General features: G+C 32.2%; 11 protein-coding genes and 2 tRNA genes. 5 read left to right on the top strand and 8 right to left on the bottom strand.

What is annotated here, in order from left to right; translation table 11 throughout:
• Nucleotides 1-23: 23 nt before the first annotated feature.
• Nucleotides 24-929, bottom strand: coding sequence for an FKBP-type peptidyl-prolyl cis-trans isomerase (locus tag GOY13_RS00390; protein WP_175813896.1), 906 nt, complete (start codon nucleotides 927-929; stop codon nucleotides 24-26).
• Nucleotides 926-1,720: a polyprenyl synthetase family protein gene (locus GOY13_RS00385; protein WP_175813895.1), complete on the bottom strand. Its 795-nt coding sequence runs from the start codon at nucleotides 1,718-1,720 to the stop codon at nucleotides 926-928. Before GOY13_RS00385 ends, GOY13_RS00390 begins: the two co-directional genes overlap by 4 nt.
• A gap of 145 nt (nucleotides 1,721-1,865) precedes the next feature.
• Between GOY13_RS00385 and acpP the strand changes: the two genes are divergently transcribed.
• The 3 genes from acpP (at nucleotide 1,866) to GOY13_RS00370 (ending at nucleotide 4,632) form a co-directional block, all read left to right on the top strand.
• Nucleotides 1,866-2,138: an acyl carrier protein gene (gene acpP / locus GOY13_RS00380; RefSeq protein ID WP_175813894.1), complete on the top strand. Its 273-nt coding sequence runs from the start codon at nucleotides 1,866-1,868 to the stop codon at nucleotides 2,136-2,138.
• Nucleotides 2,135-3,400 (top strand): beta-ketoacyl-ACP synthase II, encoded by a 1,266-nt coding sequence (gene fabF, locus GOY13_RS00375; RefSeq protein ID WP_175813893.1) that lies wholly within the window; start codon nucleotides 2,135-2,137, stop codon nucleotides 3,398-3,400. Before acpP ends, fabF begins: the two co-directional genes overlap by 4 nt.
• Before the next feature lie 302 nt (nucleotides 3,401-3,702).
• Nucleotides 3,703-4,632 (top strand): AEC family transporter, encoded by a 930-nt coding sequence (locus GOY13_RS00370; protein ID WP_175813892.1) that lies wholly within the window; start codon nucleotides 3,703-3,705, stop codon nucleotides 4,630-4,632.
• Between the two features lie 59 nt (nucleotides 4,633-4,691).
• On the opposite strand, the gene gatA is transcribed toward GOY13_RS00370, so the two are convergent.
• Nucleotides 4,692-6,167 (bottom strand): Asp-tRNA(Asn)/Glu-tRNA(Gln) amidotransferase subunit GatA, encoded by a 1,476-nt coding sequence (gene gatA, locus GOY13_RS00365; protein WP_175813891.1) that lies wholly within the window; start codon nucleotides 6,165-6,167, stop codon nucleotides 4,692-4,694.
• A gap of 526 nt (nucleotides 6,168-6,693) precedes the next feature.
• Here gatA and GOY13_RS00360 point away from each other — a divergent pair.
• A tRNA-Glu gene (locus tag GOY13_RS00360) sits at nucleotides 6,694-6,765 on the top strand.
• A gap of 43 nt (nucleotides 6,766-6,808) precedes the next feature.
• Here GOY13_RS00360 and rnc read toward each other — a convergent pair.
• The 5 genes from rnc to GOY13_RS00335 all read right to left on the bottom strand — a co-directional run bounded on the left by rnc (nucleotide 6,809) and on the right by GOY13_RS00335 (nucleotide 12,968).
• Nucleotides 6,809-7,555: a ribonuclease III gene (gene rnc / locus GOY13_RS00355; RefSeq protein ID WP_175813890.1), complete on the bottom strand. Its 747-nt coding sequence runs from the start codon at nucleotides 7,553-7,555 to the stop codon at nucleotides 6,809-6,811.
• An 85-nt stretch (nucleotides 7,556-7,640) separates the two neighbouring features.
• Nucleotides 7,641-8,678: a quinone-dependent dihydroorotate dehydrogenase gene (locus tag GOY13_RS00350; protein ID WP_175813889.1), complete on the bottom strand. Its 1,038-nt coding sequence runs from the start codon at nucleotides 8,676-8,678 to the stop codon at nucleotides 7,641-7,643.
• A 945-nt stretch (nucleotides 8,679-9,623) separates the two neighbouring features.
• Nucleotides 9,624-9,696: transfer RNA gene (locus tag GOY13_RS00345), tRNA-Cys, on the bottom strand.
• Between the two features lie 5 nt (nucleotides 9,697-9,701).
• Entirely contained in the window at nucleotides 9,702-10,598 is an 897-nt protein-coding gene (locus tag GOY13_RS00340; protein WP_175813888.1) for a class I fructose-bisphosphate aldolase, read from the bottom strand.
• A 60-nt stretch (nucleotides 10,599-10,658) separates the two neighbouring features.
• Nucleotides 10,659-12,968, bottom strand: a complete 2,310-nt coding sequence (locus tag GOY13_RS00335) for an AAA family ATPase (RefSeq protein WP_175813887.1) — start codon at nucleotides 12,966-12,968, stop codon at nucleotides 10,659-10,661.
• Between the two features lie 1,131 nt (nucleotides 12,969-14,099).
• On the opposite strand from GOY13_RS00335, the gene priA reads away from it, so the two are divergent.
• The gene (priA, locus tag GOY13_RS00330; RefSeq protein WP_175813886.1) at nucleotides 14,100-16,385 is read left to right on the top strand and encodes a replication restart helicase PriA; all 2,286 of its coding nucleotides are present in this window, start codon (nucleotides 14,100-14,102) and stop codon (nucleotides 16,383-16,385) included.
• Nucleotides 16,386-17,197 lie beyond the last annotated feature (812 nt).

The following is a 17,197-nucleotide window of genomic DNA, read 5'->3' as shown; positions in this document are numbered from 1 at the left end:
GTATCTTGTTTTTGAACTTTGATTTATGCTAGATTAGCATCTAGGCTTAAGTTAATTATTGACACATACTCTTTATTAAAACTTACACCTTCGACTAACATGCTATCAGTAATATTCAAAAGTTCCGGTGGAGAAATAATAGTTCTTTTATTATCAACCCTCATCCCTAGAACCCCAAGCTCTATGGCAAGTGGTACTTTTTTATCACCAACCTTGAACTGTACTATTTGATTTTTAGTTATATATTCACCGTTATATTCCATTACACTATATTTAATAGATATTTCATCACCGCACTTTACTTGCTTTCCAGTTTTATTAATTAAGTCATCAAAAATCATCATATTATTTACTGGATCTGGATATCTATCTTTTACTTCAAGTAGTTTGACATAATAAGAACTAGAGCTCATTTCGTTATTGTTAGTTGTACTATTTATAGTAACTACACGTTCTCCACCCTCCTTCATGCCTATTGCTCCCAAACTTAACTCTTTCCAGTTGTTTTGGCCTATTTTTAAAGTGATATCATAAATTTGATTCAAAATCGGTGTTCCTAAATTGTTAGGTATTTTATACACTTGTAATAGAACTTCTTGACCACACAGGGCTTTATTACCATTTCCTTCTGTAATCTCATAAAAATTTATCATATTTTCCTCTCTTTTTTGCTGTGTTACTTCTTCTAAATATTCTATTATCCCATGTTTTTTAATATAACTGTCAAGTGCTGATTCGAGGATTGGTTTTATTAAGTAGTGTGCTATTGTTTGTATTAAGCCATCGTGTGCAGTATTTATTTCGTAAAGCTTAATATTTTTTTCTGGATTACCTTTATTTATGTGTACTATTATAAATATAAAAGAGGAAGTTAGAGTGAAAATTATTACTACAGAAATAAGTAACTGTAATATAATCTTTCTAATCATTTTTTTACTTGATTTAATAAGTCGTATAAGTAATTAGTGTCTCCTGAAAGTTTACTTAGCTTATTCAAAGCTTGCTTAAAGAGATGGTCTATATAATCTTCTACTTTTCTTTTATCAAGTAAAGACATTAAATTGTTTGCCTTGTCTTGTTTATAGTCTTCAATATCATCCTTAGCTTGGAAAATAAGCCCTAAATTTATTCCGTAGTTATATAATACTCTACGTTGCTTATCTGTTGCACCCCCCACTATAGCACCTATTTCACATGAAACTGCAAGCAATTTTGCAGTTTTCATTAAATGAACTTTTTTTACTTTGCCAAAGTCTTTATCGATATCTAGAGCTTGTCCTCCTACCATTCCTTTGATTCCTATAGCCTGAGAGAGTACTTTTATAATTTCACAGCGTTTGTCACTGTTCTCATCTAGTGATGATATTATTTCGAAAGCAAGCGTGAGAAGAGCATTCCCGGCAAGTACTGCTGTTGCTTCATCAAATTTCTTATGACAGCTTAGCTGGTTTCTACGAGTATCACTGTTGTCCATACATGGTAAATCATCATGGATTAGAGAGTAGTTGTGAATACACTCAACTGCCACAGCAATTGATATTATTTTCTCTACTTCTACATCGAATACTCGTGATGATGCTATAATTAAAAATGAACGTATATATTTTGCAGGAGCGAAAAGTACATAGCGCATTGCTGATATGAGCTTATTTTGACTGTCTTCAGGTAAAATTTTGTTTATTTCTGCAATAAGCAAATTTTTTATTGTTTTATATAACATTTTTAAATTTGTTAATAAAGTGTATAGTGTGAAGTATATCTTAGTTGTAAGAGTAAAAAGCTTTGTGATAGTTTATCAACCATAAAAGGTATTGCAAACATAGAGATTTTTTATAACATCAAAGAATAGGTTTTTTTGATAGAAAATGGATAGTGAATTAGCAAAAAGTACTAGAGAAGATATAGAAAAAAAAGTAAAAAAGATTGTGTTGGAGCACATTAGTAAAGATGTAGAAAAGTTTAACAGCTCTTCAAAGCTTTCAGAACACGGAGCAGATAGTTTAGATGCAGTTGAGATAATTATGGCAGCAGAAGAAGAGTTTGGGATAGAAATTCCAGATGAAGATGCACAAAAAATGGAAACTATGAAGCAAATAGTTGAGTATATAGTAAAAAAGCAAATAGTTAATGATAAATGAATAGGAGAGTAATAGTTACTGGTATTGGCCTAATTACTCCACTAGCGACAGATGTTAAAAATACTTGGATTAAGTTAATAGGTAGTGAGTCTGGTATAAAAGGAATCAGCAGATTTGATGTTTCTGATCTTGCTTGCAAAATTGCAGGGCAAGTTCCTTTACAGTACGATGACATTGAAAATTGCTTCAGTTCACTGGATGATGTTTCTAAAAAAGATTTAAAAAATAAGGATCGCTTTATTCATTATGGTATTGCTGCTGCCATTCAGGCAGTAGATGATTCACTTCTTTTGGAGAATCAAAATGTTAATCTGGAACGTATTGGTGTTGCTGTTGGATCTGGTATAGGAGGCCTTCCATCAATTCAAGAAAACGTGCTTACTATGCATGTAAAGGGACCAAGACGTGTTAGTCCATTTTTTGTTCCTGGAAGTCTGATAAATTTGATATCTGGTCATATTTCTATTAAGTATGGGTTTATGGGACCAAATGATTCAGCAGTAACTGCATGTGCAACAGGTGCGCATGCAATAGTAAACTCAGCAAGAACTATAAAGCTTGGTGAGGCAGATGTGATGATTGCTGGTGGATCAGAAAGTGCCCTTTGTAGGGTTGGAGTTGCTGGTTTTGCATCTATGAGAGCACTATCAACTAAGTTTAATGACAAGCCTGAAGAAGCTTCAAGACCATGGGATGAAGAACGTGACGGATTCATTATGGGTGAAGGAGCAGGAATATTAGTTTTAGAAGAATATGAACATGCAAAGAGAAGGAATGCAAAAGCATATGCTGAACTAGTTGGGTATGGTCTAACAGGTGATGCATATCATATTACAGCTCCACATTCAGAGGGAAGGGGGGCATTTCAGGCAATGCAAATTGCTTTAAAGAATGCACAAATTAGTCCAACCAAAATTGGGTATATCAATGCACATGGCACTTCAACACTGCTCGGAGATAAAGTTGAGGTAATGGCAATAAAACAGTTATTTGGCAAGCATGCTTATAAAGTACCGGTTTCTTCTACTAAGTCTTCTATAGGACACTTACTTGGTGCTGCAGGGAGTGTTGAAGCAATATTTAGCATTCTTGTATTAAATAATGGAATTATCCCCCCAACTTTAAATTTGCATAAACCTTCTGATGGATGTGATTTGAATTTTGTACCGTTTAAAGCTCAAGAACACAAAGTTAAGTATGTTCTCTCTAATTCATTTGGCTTCGGTGGTACTAACGCATCTCTTATTTTTGGGCGAGTATAACAGTTTTTATCAAATTGTTTATTACTAAAATGTGTAAGCATAAATTCTTTTTATTTTATAGAATAGTTGCTTTTTATAAATTTTCTGTCTTATATCATTGAAAGTACATAGCAAAGTTAAGTTGGAATAAACTTTGCTTTTTTAGTAAGTCTATCGCTATAAAAAGGTATGCAAGAAGATTTTTTAGTTCACTCTAAGCTAGGTAAACTGGAAAATAAATTTTATTTACTTTTGTAATATCTTAAGATCTAATGTCACTTTGTCAGTTAAAAATATCAAGAAGGATTGTAGTTTAGGCTAATATGTTTTTTACGCTTTTTCTCAAAATATTGCCTATTTATATTACAATACTTATTGGTTGTTTAGCAGGAAAATGCCTCAAGATTGATAAAAATACTATATCTCAAATACTTTTTTATATAGCTAATCCAATAGTGATTTTGTATGGAGTATCTCATACAGAGGTTAACTTAAAAGTAATTTCTTTACCAGTTTTGATATGGTTTATAGGTAGCACTATGTCCTTGTCGGTTTATTATCTTTCTTCTTTTCTATTCAAGGATAACACGAAAAACATATTAGCATTTAGCTCAGGTAGTACAAGTATGGGATATTTTGGGCTTCCGATTGCTATGACTTTGTTTGATGAGGACTCAGTATCTGTATATGTTGTCTGTTATATAGGAATGGCACTGTTTGAAAATAGCTTAGGATTTTATATAGCTGCAAATGGTATATATACAGCAAGAGAGTGCATGTTAAGATTATTTAGGCTTCCTTCATCTTATGCAATGGTTTTAGGTTTCTTTTTAAGTATATGTAATATACAAATACCTACTTTTTTGACGGATGTTATGATGAATGTTAGAAGTACATTCATTACATTAGGAATGGTTCTTCTTGGAGTGAGTATTGCACAAATTACAAACTTTAAAATAGATTGGAAGCTTGCTTTAACTACTATTACAGCAAAGTATGTATTCTGGCCATTGTTTGTTTTGGGGATTGTTTTGATAGATAAACATATTATAGGTATATACGATGAAAGTATATATAAAGCATTGATGTTACTAGCTATCATTCCAGTTTCTGGATCTAGTGTAATACTTGCTAATATTTTAAATTACCAGCCAGATAGAGCTACTTTGTTACTTCTCATCAGTACCACAGTTGGACTATTTTATGTTCCACTAATAATATCATTATTTTTTGTCAAGCTTGTCACTTTTTAGTTAAAAACTTATAGTGTAACATTGTATACATAATTTGTTACTTGATAAGTAAGTTTGTATTAAACTGAGCTGCGTAGCTCAATTATTCTACCACAATTTTGCTCAATTACTTTTGCTACATTCAATATTCCAGCTTCATCATAATAATTTCCAATGACCTGTAAAGCGAGTGGTAAACCCTCATTAGAAAGTCCAACAGGAATGGAGATAGCAGGTAAGCCAGCTAGACTTGCTGGCACGGTAAAGACATCATTAATACACATAATTAGCGGATCTAGCTTTTCATTTAAGCCGAAAGCTTCTGTCGGAGCGGATGGAACAAGTATGTAGTCTACTTTCTTAAATGCTTTTATGAAATCATTCCTAATTAATGCCCTGATACGTTGCGCTTTCTCGTAACATTCATTATAATGATCTGAAGAAAGTGCATAAGCACCGATTAAGATCCTTCTTTTCACTTCTTTTCCAAAGCCTTCTGCTCTTGTTAATGAATACATTTCTTCAAGAGTATCAGCATCAGCCCTAAATCCATAACGTACGCCATCATAACGAGCAAGGTTAGATGAAGCCTCTGCAAAGCAAATTAAATAGTAGACTGGTATTGTATATTTAGTGTGCGGTAAAGTAATATCAACAACTTCAGCACCAATTTCTTTTAGATTTAAAGAAACTTTTTCCCAATAATGAACTATTTCTTCTGAAATTCCATCCATTCTATACTCTTTTGGTATACCAATGCGCTTACCTTTAATATTACCACTTATAAGGCTAGAAAACTTTGGTACTAGTCTTTCGCTTGAAGTTGAGTCTTTATTGTCATAACCACAAATTACTTCTAGCATTAATGCTGAATCAGAGACAGAACGCGTAATGACTCCTGCTTGATCCATAGAACTTGCAAACGCAATCATGCCAAAACGTGAACATCTCCCGTAAGTTGGTTTTATCCCAACTACCCCACAGTAGGCTGCTGGTTGACGTACAGATCCTCCTGTGTCACTTCCAAGTGCTCCAGCGCACAAGAATCCAGCAACTGCTGATGCACACCCACCAGATGATCCACCAGGTACAACCTTTTCCCCATCACTTTTCCTAGTCCAAACGTTTTCGACAGGACCAAACCAACTATTGGTATTTGCAGATCCCATACCAAATTCATCCATGTTAAGCTTACCGAGCAATGCTGCCCCGCTTTTGAGAAGCAATTCTGATACCGTAGATTCATAAGTTGGAACGAAGTTTTCTAGCATTTTTGAACATGCTGTTGTTTTTATTCCTTTTGTGCAAAATAAGTCTTTTACACCAACTGGTATACCCATGAGTGGTGGGACCATGTTACCTTTTTGTTTTGAGAAATATTCATCTGCTGCTTTAGCAGCTTTTATTGCTATTTCTGGAGTTTTTGTTACAAATGCATTTAATTTTTCATCTTCAACTGCACTAATATGTACCTCTGCAAGTTCAGTAGCTGAAAAATCTTTTCTGTTGAGTCCATGACGCATCTCTGTGATGCTTAGTTTTCTTAATTCGTTCATTAATATTCAATTTTAGCGAGGACTAATTATAACAACAGTGTGGTAAATAGTCTATAAGTTTATAGTTACAGTTAGAAATGTAATCAAGATAACCTAGATTACCGAAATGAATAAGTAATTAAGTTAACGGTATGCTTAAGCTATTTTCTCAATGAAAAATAGTATAAAAATTTGATAATTAAGTATAAATATAATGATAGTTTTTAAATGTTCTAGAATTAGATAATACATTGTTTATTTCTAAATTTAGATACTTATAATCAACTGTTTTTATTTTAATAAAATTAAATCTACTAATGTATGTAATGTATATAAATAAAAATTTACTTTTCTTATCTTGAATTTGATAAAATTGATTACAAAAGAACAAATTTTTTATAGATTGCTTATAATCTTCAGCTGTAGCCTTTCTTTGCTATATAACAAAATCGACTTGAGCTACGTAAGAAGTCTCTTTCTAATTTTGCCATGAAATAATTGAATTGACTTTGTGCAAATAATCAATGTACCCTAGTTAATTTATATTGACTCTTTCGTCTAGTGGTTAGGACATCACCCTTTCACGGTGGTAACACGGGTTCAAATCCCGTAAGAGTCACACTTAGCTAACTATGTGTATTCATTTGAAGCAACAAAATATCTTATTTTTTGGTTGGAAAGTTTTTGTTTTTAACTTCTTTATAAGTTTGGGTAATTTTACTACTGTTGTTGACTTTTTCTAGCATTAACTCAGCTGCCTTTTGTTCAGCAACCTTTTTGCTAGAAGCACATGCAGAAACTCTGCCATAGTTTTCTATGCAAACTGATATAGTAAATTTAGGGCTGTGTGCAGGTCCATCTTGCTTTGCAAGCTCATATTCTGGTAAAGGCAACTTATTCTTCTGTGTCCATTCTTGTAGTGAAGTTTTAGGATCTTGAGGAGGATTTTGCATGTATTTAGCTAATTTCTCCCAATATTGGAGAACAAACCTTTCAACGTTTTTAAATCCTCCGTCAATATAAATAGCACCTATCAGTGCTTCAAGTGCGTTTTCTAAGTTTTTTAAGTTACACTTTCCTCCGTTACAGCGCTCACTATTATTCATAATAATGAAGTCACCAAGTTTTATTACTTTAGCAACGTTAGCAATAGTACTGCCACAAACTAAATCAGTTTTTCTTTTTGCTAAGCTTCCTTCTTTTTCTTCAGGAAAAAGCTTAAACAGTATAGTGGATACAACCATGTTTAAAATACTATCACCCAAAAATTCTAGCCTTTCATAGTTTTCAATTTGATTTTTGCTATTTCTTTTATTTAAGCTTGGATGAGTTAATGCTTCTTCTAATATAGCATCATTTTTGAACCTATAATTGATAATTTGAGATATAGTATCGTTTAGATTTTGCATGTTTTTCACCTTAAAAGGTAACACCTCCTGCCATATTTTTATAGCAAAAAATTATTTTTAATCTATTAAAATAAAGTTGCTTAGACTAATAGTCACAGCCAACTGCCTCACTGATGTTACTCAATCCGTCTTTTCTTATTAGCTCTGCAAGTTCTAGATTGATTTTATTCACTACCTGAGGTCCATGGTATATGAGAGCGGTATATAATTGTATCAGTGATGCTCCAGCCTTTATTTTTTTGTATGCATCAATACCGCTTGAGATTCCTCCACATCCTATCAACAGCATTTTCCCTTTAGTAAGTTTATATATATCACTCAATAGCTCAGTTGAGAGTTTGAATAATGGCTTACCACTCAGTCCACCACTTTCATTATGATAAAAGTGCAGATTGCTTCTACTGACTGTAGTGTTGCTTATTACTAAACCATCAATTTTATGTTCCAATGCGAGCTCAACAATGTTTTCTTTTGTTTTTTGATCTATATCTGGTGAGATTTTTAGCATTATAGGTGTAGATTTATAACTATCAATTGATTCCTTAGTTAAAATCACGGATTTTAGCAATTCAGACAATTCTTGTTTGTTGTGCAAATTGCGCAAATTAGGTGTATTTGGAGATGAAATGTTCAGCACTGTATAGTTGCCTTTCCCATGTACCATCTTTATTAAGTCAACATAATCACTAATCTGGCTCTTGGATGTACTGTTTTTTCCTATATTGATGCCAAAGATGCAATTATCTAACCTAATTTTGTTTATTTGTTTGAGAAAGTAATCTATTCCTTTATTATTGAATCCCAATCTGTTAATTATTCCTTCATCTTGAACTAATCGGAAGATTCTTGGTTTTTTGTTCCCATATTGAGGGTGTTTGGTTACGGTACCTGCTTCAATAAAGCCAAAACCAAATGATAGCATGGACTTTATAACTTCTGCATTCTTGTCAAAACCTGCAGCAAGGCCTACAGGGCTCCTGAGCTTATTGCCAAAGAAGTTTACCGTTAGAGATTCTGGTAATTGTTCTGTAGGGTTCTTATAAGGCATCTTTTTCAAAATTATAATTGACAAGGAGTGAGCGATCTCAGATGGAAGCAAGAACAATAAATTATGTAGTGTCATTTTGTATGATACCATTCAACTTACTTTCTACCATAGAATACTACAAAAGTATAATTGCAACTTTAAAAGAAGACTTTCTTATTGATTTTTCTTGTAGATATAGGTAAGTTTTTTATGCAATTCATATTGCTGATATTCTGTTCTTGCTTTTATATAACTGCTAAGCAGGTTAGTTATATTGAATTATTTAGAGAATATAATCAAGAAAAATAGAACAAGGGTAAGTTTAATTTTTTAGCTAAAAAGATTCTTGTTATGTACAGAAAGTCTGCTAGATAAACTTAGCTTTAAGTTAAGATAAGAGATATAAAACTTGTAGTTGTTGCTGTCTCTATTAATAAGTTTGGTCTTCTGAAAAGTCATTACGAAGTTAGTAAAGAAAGAGTATTCGAATGTAATTGATCTCAAAAAAAGCTTTTGTGTGTATGCGTGTCTGGGTATCTTATACTTGATTTATATGTTTACTATTTCAATAGTAAGAGGTTTACAAAACTTAGTCTAAGTTATCAGCGTTTTATGCAACTTTGCTAATTATATAGTAATGATATTTCTTACATTGAGGTCTATGAATTTAACAGGCTATGATTCCCATTTTTAGAACATTAGCTTAATGCTTAATATAATATAAGAGATTTTTGTTTATATTAAAGTAAAGATGTAATTTCCCTTTTAGGAATTAAGTGTAGTTGTTTTTCGACAGTGTTGATATAATTGTTTTCTTGATGTTAACAAAGTGGTTATTACTGATTGTAGAATAGTAAAAGTACTGAAACTATTAAAGTAAAATCTTAGCAAAGTTTTTATGCAAACAATTTTTTAATTGGAACAGTGGTGTAGCTCATGATAGTTCCAAGATAAAGTCATTGGCAAGCTTGGGTATGTTAAGGTAAGTTACTCACTAAAAACCTATTGAATCATTTTTGTGAAATATAAAAAAAATGAAGAAGGCCGGGACCGGAATTGAACCGGTGTAAAAGGATTTGCAGTCCTCCGCATTAAACCATTCTGCCACCCAGCCAATTTTTATGCGTAGATATCCATTATATCTTTTAGCATAGACAATGCCTCCTCTCTTTTTCTTTGAAAAGAGTTACGTCCAATGATTGAGCCATTGCCACCACCTTGTTTAATTTCTTTTGCTTCGTTGCATATATCACTCACTGACTTCGATTCTCCACCGGAGAAAATCACTATTCTTTTCCCTTCAAAACAAGATTTTCTGACGTATTCAATTCTTTTGGATAAAGATTCAATGTTCTGAGTTTTTATTTTTTCTTTTTCTAAATGCATAGTGGGAAGTTTTACTTTTATTATGTTGGCACCTAGCAAAGCTGCCACGTGTGCAGCATAAGAAATAATATCAACTGCTGTTTCTCCTTCCTTAGAAAGGCCTTCACCACGTGGATAAGACCATAGTACTACTGCAAGCCCGCAAGATTTGGCTTCAGCTATGATTTCACGTGCTTCTTCTATCATGTTAAAACATTTAGCAGAACCAGGATATATGGTGAAACCAATAGCTGTACAGCCTAAACGCAGTGCATCCTTCACAGAAGCGGTAATTGCCTGATCAGGAGATAGACTTCTAGAATGCAAAGAGTTGGAGCTGTTAAGTTTCAAAATAAGCGGAAGCATTCCTATATAAGTTGAAATACCAGCCTCGATCATACCAAGCGGTGCAGCGTATGCACTTACTCCTGAATCAACTGCAAGCTGAAAATGATAATGTGGATTGTAAGCGTCAGGGTTAACTTCAAAACTTTTTATTGGTCCATGTTCAAACCCTTGATCTACCGGGAGAATTACTAGCCTGCCAGTTCCACCAAGCTTACCATGCATGAGAATACGAGTGAGGTTTGCTTTTACTCCAGGATTTTCACTCTCGTAGTAACTTAAGATTTGCCTTACTTTATTATTCATTGTTACTATGACTCAGGTTACAGCTTAATTATAACAAAAACTAAACTCAATACAAGAGTTTTAAATGATATCAAAAGCAATCTTATTTTTTTGTTTATCCATATAAATTCTTAATTTTTTTCCTTTAATTAGCCGACGATTTAGTATTTCTTCAGCTAAATAGCTTTTTATCTCTTTTTCAATCAGCCTCTCTATTGAACGAGCTCCCATTTTCTTGCTATAACCAATTTGTGCAAGGTAAGGCTTTACTTCTTCTTCTACCAAACAATTTATACACTTTTGTGCTAATTGTATCTTAAGTTCTTGAATGAATTTATCTACAATATCCAGGATTACATCCATATGTAAGTAAGAGAAAGAAATAATTGCATCAAGACGATTGCGAAATTCAGGGCTGAAAGCTTGCTCTATTGCTTTTTTGCTATCTGCAACATTAAAATCTTGATGTTCGAATCCGATGGAATTTTTATTGCACTCAGATGCAAGCATATTAGTTGTCATAATTAAAATTACGCTAGTAAAATCAACTTTACGTCCGTAGGTATCTGTAATATAACCGTGATCCATAATTTGGAGTAATATATTATAAATATCGCTGTGAGCCTTCTCAATTTCGTCAAAAAGTACTATACTATATTTGTTATTAGACACAGCTTCTGTAAGCAATCCACCTTGATCGTAACCTATATACCCAGGAGGGGAACCAATCATTCTAGATATTGAATAGGATTCTTTATATTCAGACATATCAAAGCTTACAAGGTTCATATTCATACTTTTTGCTAATTGTTTTGTAAGTTCAGTCTTACCAACACCAGTTGGTCCTGCAAAAAGATAGTTTGCTAAAGGTTTATTATGATTTCTAAGTCCAGATTTAGCAATCTTGATAGAGTTAATAAGAGATTCTATCGCTTCGCTCTGACCAAAAATTACCTTTTCGAGGTTCCTTTTTAAAGATTCGATTTTCTGTATATCATTAGATTCAGATCCGCAAGGTATATTTGTAATTCTAGTAATAGTGTTTTTAATGTCTTTGCTATTTATAATTTTTCGTCTGTATTTTTGTAATTTGCAATATGCTCCTGCCTCATCTATAACATCAATTGCTTTATCAGGTAATGCATAACCACTGATATATTTATGTGAAAGCTCGGCTGCGAATTTAATAGCATATTTTGTATAATGTACTCCGTGATACTCTTCATAGTAGTGTTTTATACCATTTAGTATATTTATTGTCTCATTAACAGAAGATTCTTTTACGTTAATCTTTTGAAACCTTCTTGCTAATGCCTTGTCCTTTTCAAAGCTATTGCTATATTCTCTGTATGTAGTTGCACCTATGCAACGTAATGTATCTCTTGCAAGTGCAGGTTTTAGCAAATTGCCAGCATCTAGGAAGCTACTATTTGTTGAGCCAGCTCCAATAAGAGTGTGTATTTCATCAATGAAAAGAATAGCACCTGGTTTTGCTTCAATTGCTTTTATTACAGATTTTATTCTCTCTTCGAAATCTCCTCTATACCTTGTTCCTGCAAGGAGTGAACCTAAATCTAAGGCATAAATTATACTGGAACTCAATAAGTTTGGAACACTGCCTTCAATAATCTTTAGTACCAAACCTTCAACTATAGTTGTTTTACCAACACCTGGATTTCCAACATACAGAGGGTTATTTTTTCTTCGTCTTAATAAGATTTCTATAGTACGATTTAATTCATAGCCACGACCGATGACGTAGTCTATTTTTTTACTTTTTGCATAATCATTTAAATTTTTGCAATAATTTTGCAGAATTTCCTCATCTTTTGATGATTCACTTTTATTTACTACAGAAAAGGTGCCATTTTTTCTATTAATAAATTTTTCTTTGTGATTAGTAGTATATTTATCTATATCACTTGAGCATCTCATGTTAGATATGTGATAAACTAAATTAGAACCCTTCATATTTTGTTTCTTGGATAGATACTGAATATATAAATTTTGCTCAGATAAAATCTTCACTAAAACATTTACTACACTTATTTCTTCTTTTTCTAATTTATGAGCCTTTGTTATTACTCTATGTATTATATACTGGAATAGTGAGCTAGGCTTAACTTCGTTGAATGTTACTTCAGGAGTCTCTTGTAAAAGACCTTTTATTTTATTATCACATCTATTAGTTTTAGCGTTACACTTTGGTAGAATACTGTCTATATTAATAACTTCATCAGCTCTAATGTTACGCCTTGATAAAAGATAATCTACATCGATATCTTTGATTAAAGTTAGTAATAGATGTTCTACTTGCGCATATTTAAAATTGAAATTAGATACAATCATCAATTCACTATTTAAACTTGTCTCTAAATTTTTAGAAATCATTTCTTACTTTGAAAATGGAAACCTATATAAGTAGTAGTGCATAATTATTAAAAAAACTGGAATCTAACTTGTTAATGAACCTCCTTATAAGGCACTGTTCCTATAATTAATACGTTTATTATCGGCAATATCTTGCTGTACTTACAGGACTGTATTATCTAACGCTGCTTACAGTTCCTGTAGCACAATTGTTGTGATTATTATGATATCAGTATTTTAGATACGATCTATTGTAGGCAGTGTGATATTTACAACATTTGGTAATGATCTTAGTTCTATTATACATTTACCAATATAATATAAATTCTTGAAGATTTTTCTGCGTGTGGAATTGCTTTTTGTTTTATTGTTTACTGGTAGTTTATGAGTGCTTGATTCTTCGTTCTAATTTATTATCTCAGTTGAACTTATAAATATTATTGTAGTAAAGTTGCCACTGCATGTAAGCTTCTGTATGCTACTATTACTGTATTCTGATTGAGATGGATAGTAAATATAATATAATAGCTACATCTTTAGTTATTTTCCTAAGATTGAATATGACTTTTGATAGTAATTTTGATGTCAGTAAGTACTCCATTATTTATTTTTATTCTTCTTTTTATACATCAAACTAATTGAAAAAATTAAAGAGTTGCTCTAATTCTGTGTTAGAAGAGCAACTACTGGAATAACAGATAGCCTTCTTACTTGTATGTTTTCTATGCTTCTTTATTTAAAACTTACTCTTAACTAAGATGCCCTTTGCAAAGTCACAATACTACAACTGTAACCTTTTACTACCATGATTTTCATTTTTAGCAGTGATTAGCTATTTGCGAAAGCAATGTTGAAAAATTCAAGATAGAGGACTGAGGAAGATCCTTTTATTAGTTACATTTGTACATCTGATTCCATTGCATAGTGTTTTCTTTATAAATCCATTATTTATTCCAAATAGCTACTTTTACAGTTTGCTTAGTTTTCTGTTCTGCATAAAGTTTTTCTAAAGTAAAGAGAATTTTATTGACTTTTATATGAGTTTTCACATGTTTATTGTGTTGAGCGAGCAAGCTTACATACAAAGATTAAATTATTCTGCTAACAAGAGTTGAGTAAAAGCTCTCAAAATTGGATTAAACTTAAGTTGCTATGGTGAAAATAGTTGATGTACTACTGCCACTTCCAATTGACCAATTATTTTCCTATGAAATCGGGGAAAATACTGAAATTTCGGTTGGAGACTATGTAGTAGTGCCATTTAGTAAGAAACGTTTAATCGGTATAGTTTGGAAATATGGTATGGAAAACAGTCGCAAATTGAAACTTATTGAACAAAAGATCAATTTACCAAGTGTTAGACCAAAATTGATTGCGTTTGCAGAGTGGGTTGCACGATACAACTTGATACCTATTGGTATGCTCGCTAAGGCAATAATGGGTGGAGTATTAAGGGTAAACCAAATATACAGGTCAGTTTGCGCTGAACAAAAGCATGGAGTAAGTAAGAAAAAATGCCGATTGAGTATTGAACAACAAACTGCTAGTGATATAATACTAAAGAACTTAAATAAGTATTCAGTAACATTGCTTGATGGTGAAACTGGATCTGGTAAAACTGAAGTCTACCTTTCTGTAATTGAGCATTTGATTGGAAATTACAATGCTTCTCATACTGTTCAGAATGATACTCAGACTTTGCCATCACTATGTACAGGTACTAGGATACAGAAAAAAAAGTTAGTATCAAGTGTTCAATTATGTAAACATTGTAATATAAGGGCTCTTTCTGCTGAAGATGATATTGCTCAGACAGCCAAACACTGTAGCAAAAGAAAATTAATTATAAATGAACATGACAAACAGTTACTTAATAAAGGTTGTGTTCCATCGCTTGATGCTGAAACAGCACTAGGGGATATTGGAATAACTTCTAGAGAAGAAAATGTACAAGTTTTGATCCTATTGCCTGAAATTGTTTTGACTTCACAATTAGTGAATCGTATTCAGGATCAAATATCAAGAAGTTTAGCTCAGTGGCATTCAGAGCTCACTCCAAAAACTCGCTGGAATAATTGGCTCAATATAACAAATGGAAATGTGCAGATAATTATAGGGGCAAGGTCGGCACTTTTTTTGCCTTATAAAAATCTAAAATTGATCATTATTGATGAAGAACATGATTCGTCTTTTAAACAGGAACAAGGAATTGTATATAATGCTCGAGATATGGCAATAGTTTTAGCTAAAGTTGAAAATATTCCGATAATTCTATCGTCAGCTACTCCTTTGCTTGAAACTATTTACCATGTTAAGAGTGGAAATTACAATTATATAAGATTAAATAGGAGATTTGGTAGTGCAGGGTTGCCTCTCATTAAAGTGATAGATATGAGAAAGAACAGGCAGTGGATCTCCAATGAGCTTTTTGAAGGCATAAGACAGGCTATAGTGAAAAATTGCCAAGTTATGCTTTTCCTAAATCGTCGAGGATATGCTCAGCTTGCAGTTTGTAAAAAATGTGGATATAAAATTTCCTGTCTAAATTGCTCTGTTTGGCTTACATACCACAGGAAAAAGAATATTCTTTTATGTCATCATTGCTCTTATCAATTGATTTTTCCAGAAAAATGTCCTAATTGCAAGAATGGACAGCCATTGTCTCTTTACGGTGTAGGTGTTGAAAAATTGCTTGAGGAGACAGTAAAGTTAATACCAAATGTGAAAACTGTGGTCATAAGTAGTGATCAAAAGTCTAACATTATTGATTTAGTGTTGAAAGAAGAAGTGAATGTTATAATTGGCACACAAATAATTGCTAAAGGACATAATTTCCCCAAATTAACTTTGGTTGGAGTAATAAATGCAGATTTAAGTCTTGATAACCCTGATCTGAGGGCGGCAGAAAAAACGTATCAGTTATTGCATCAAGTTGCAGGAAGATCTGGTAGGTTCAATGAAAAAGGAACTGTGATAGTGCAGACAAATAACCCTGAAAGTTTGATAATAAAAACTTTGCAGTATCAAAAAAGAAACTTATTTTATGAAATCGAACTTAAATTGAGGCAAAGAGCAAAAATGCCACCGTTTAGCAGATTGATAGCACTTATAATTTGTGGTATAAATCAAATTGCGACACAAGAAGCAGCAAGCAAAATAACGAGCCTTTTATATAATCAATGTTTGGCTACTGTCCCTTCTGTGTTGCCATTTCAGAATATGAAAACTGAGCTTGGAAAGCAGGAATTTGAAATTTTTGGTCCGTCACCAGCAATAATAAACTTTCTAAATAAGAGATATCGATATAGGATCTTACTAAAGATGTATAACAGACATTGTTTGTCTATGCAAAAGAAGCTTAAATCTTGGATTAGAGATTGTAACTTTAATTCAAATATTACAGTTATAGTAGATGTTGATCCTATAAGTTTTTTTTAGAGGAGCATTGAAAAATGCTAATCAAAAATCAGTTATTGTTCATGTTTTTGATAAATTATGTTAACCTTTTTGATTGGACTCTTTTTTTAACAAAACTTGTTTCTTGTTATATCATTGATTATTAATAGCTTAGAGTAAAAATGATCATACAATTAAGTTTCTGAGTTTCTGTAAAAATTATCAAATTGTAATAAAATAAGCATTTATTCTAGTGAACCTGACTTATAATGATGAAATAGAGTTTGCTGATTTCGATTATGCACTTGATGATAAAAGGCATTATGTGTAAAGAATGTGTGCTATATTTTCATTGTTTTACAGCACAGAGATCCTGAAGGGATTGTGGTACATAAATATGCTTCTTTATAGGGTGTAGAATTTGATAAAGCTTTCGGAGTAATGGTAAATGTTGTATAAAAAGTAACTTAATGTGTAATAGAAATATACTAAGACTTATCTAATCTTTCAGAAGAAAATAGCAATGTGTTTACTTGCAAGCCATCAAAGTAGTGGCACGCAAGCAGCAGAATTCTTTAACATAAAGAAGAGAAGAGAGGTGTTTTTTTTGAATTTAGCTCAGGTAAAGGTAAGATCTATGTTGTAATAATTTATTAGTATTGTAATAAGTTTTTCTTAATATTGAAATAGCAGTTAAGTTCGATATATTATTTCTTTATTAGAATTTAAACAAATTAAAATGATATAAAGTGTTGTTACTGATTCTAAATTTTCTCCCATTTATATAATTAATGTAGAGAAGCTGAGTAATTTATTAGAAAAATTTTGGAAAAGAATCCACTAACCCATTTACC

It is taken from the genome of Wolbachia endosymbiont of Cruorifilaria tuberocauda, assembly GCF_013365475.1.
Lineage (GTDB): Bacteria > Pseudomonadota > Alphaproteobacteria > Rickettsiales > Anaplasmataceae > Wolbachia.
This window is presented reverse-complemented; position numbering and strand designations above follow the sequence as displayed.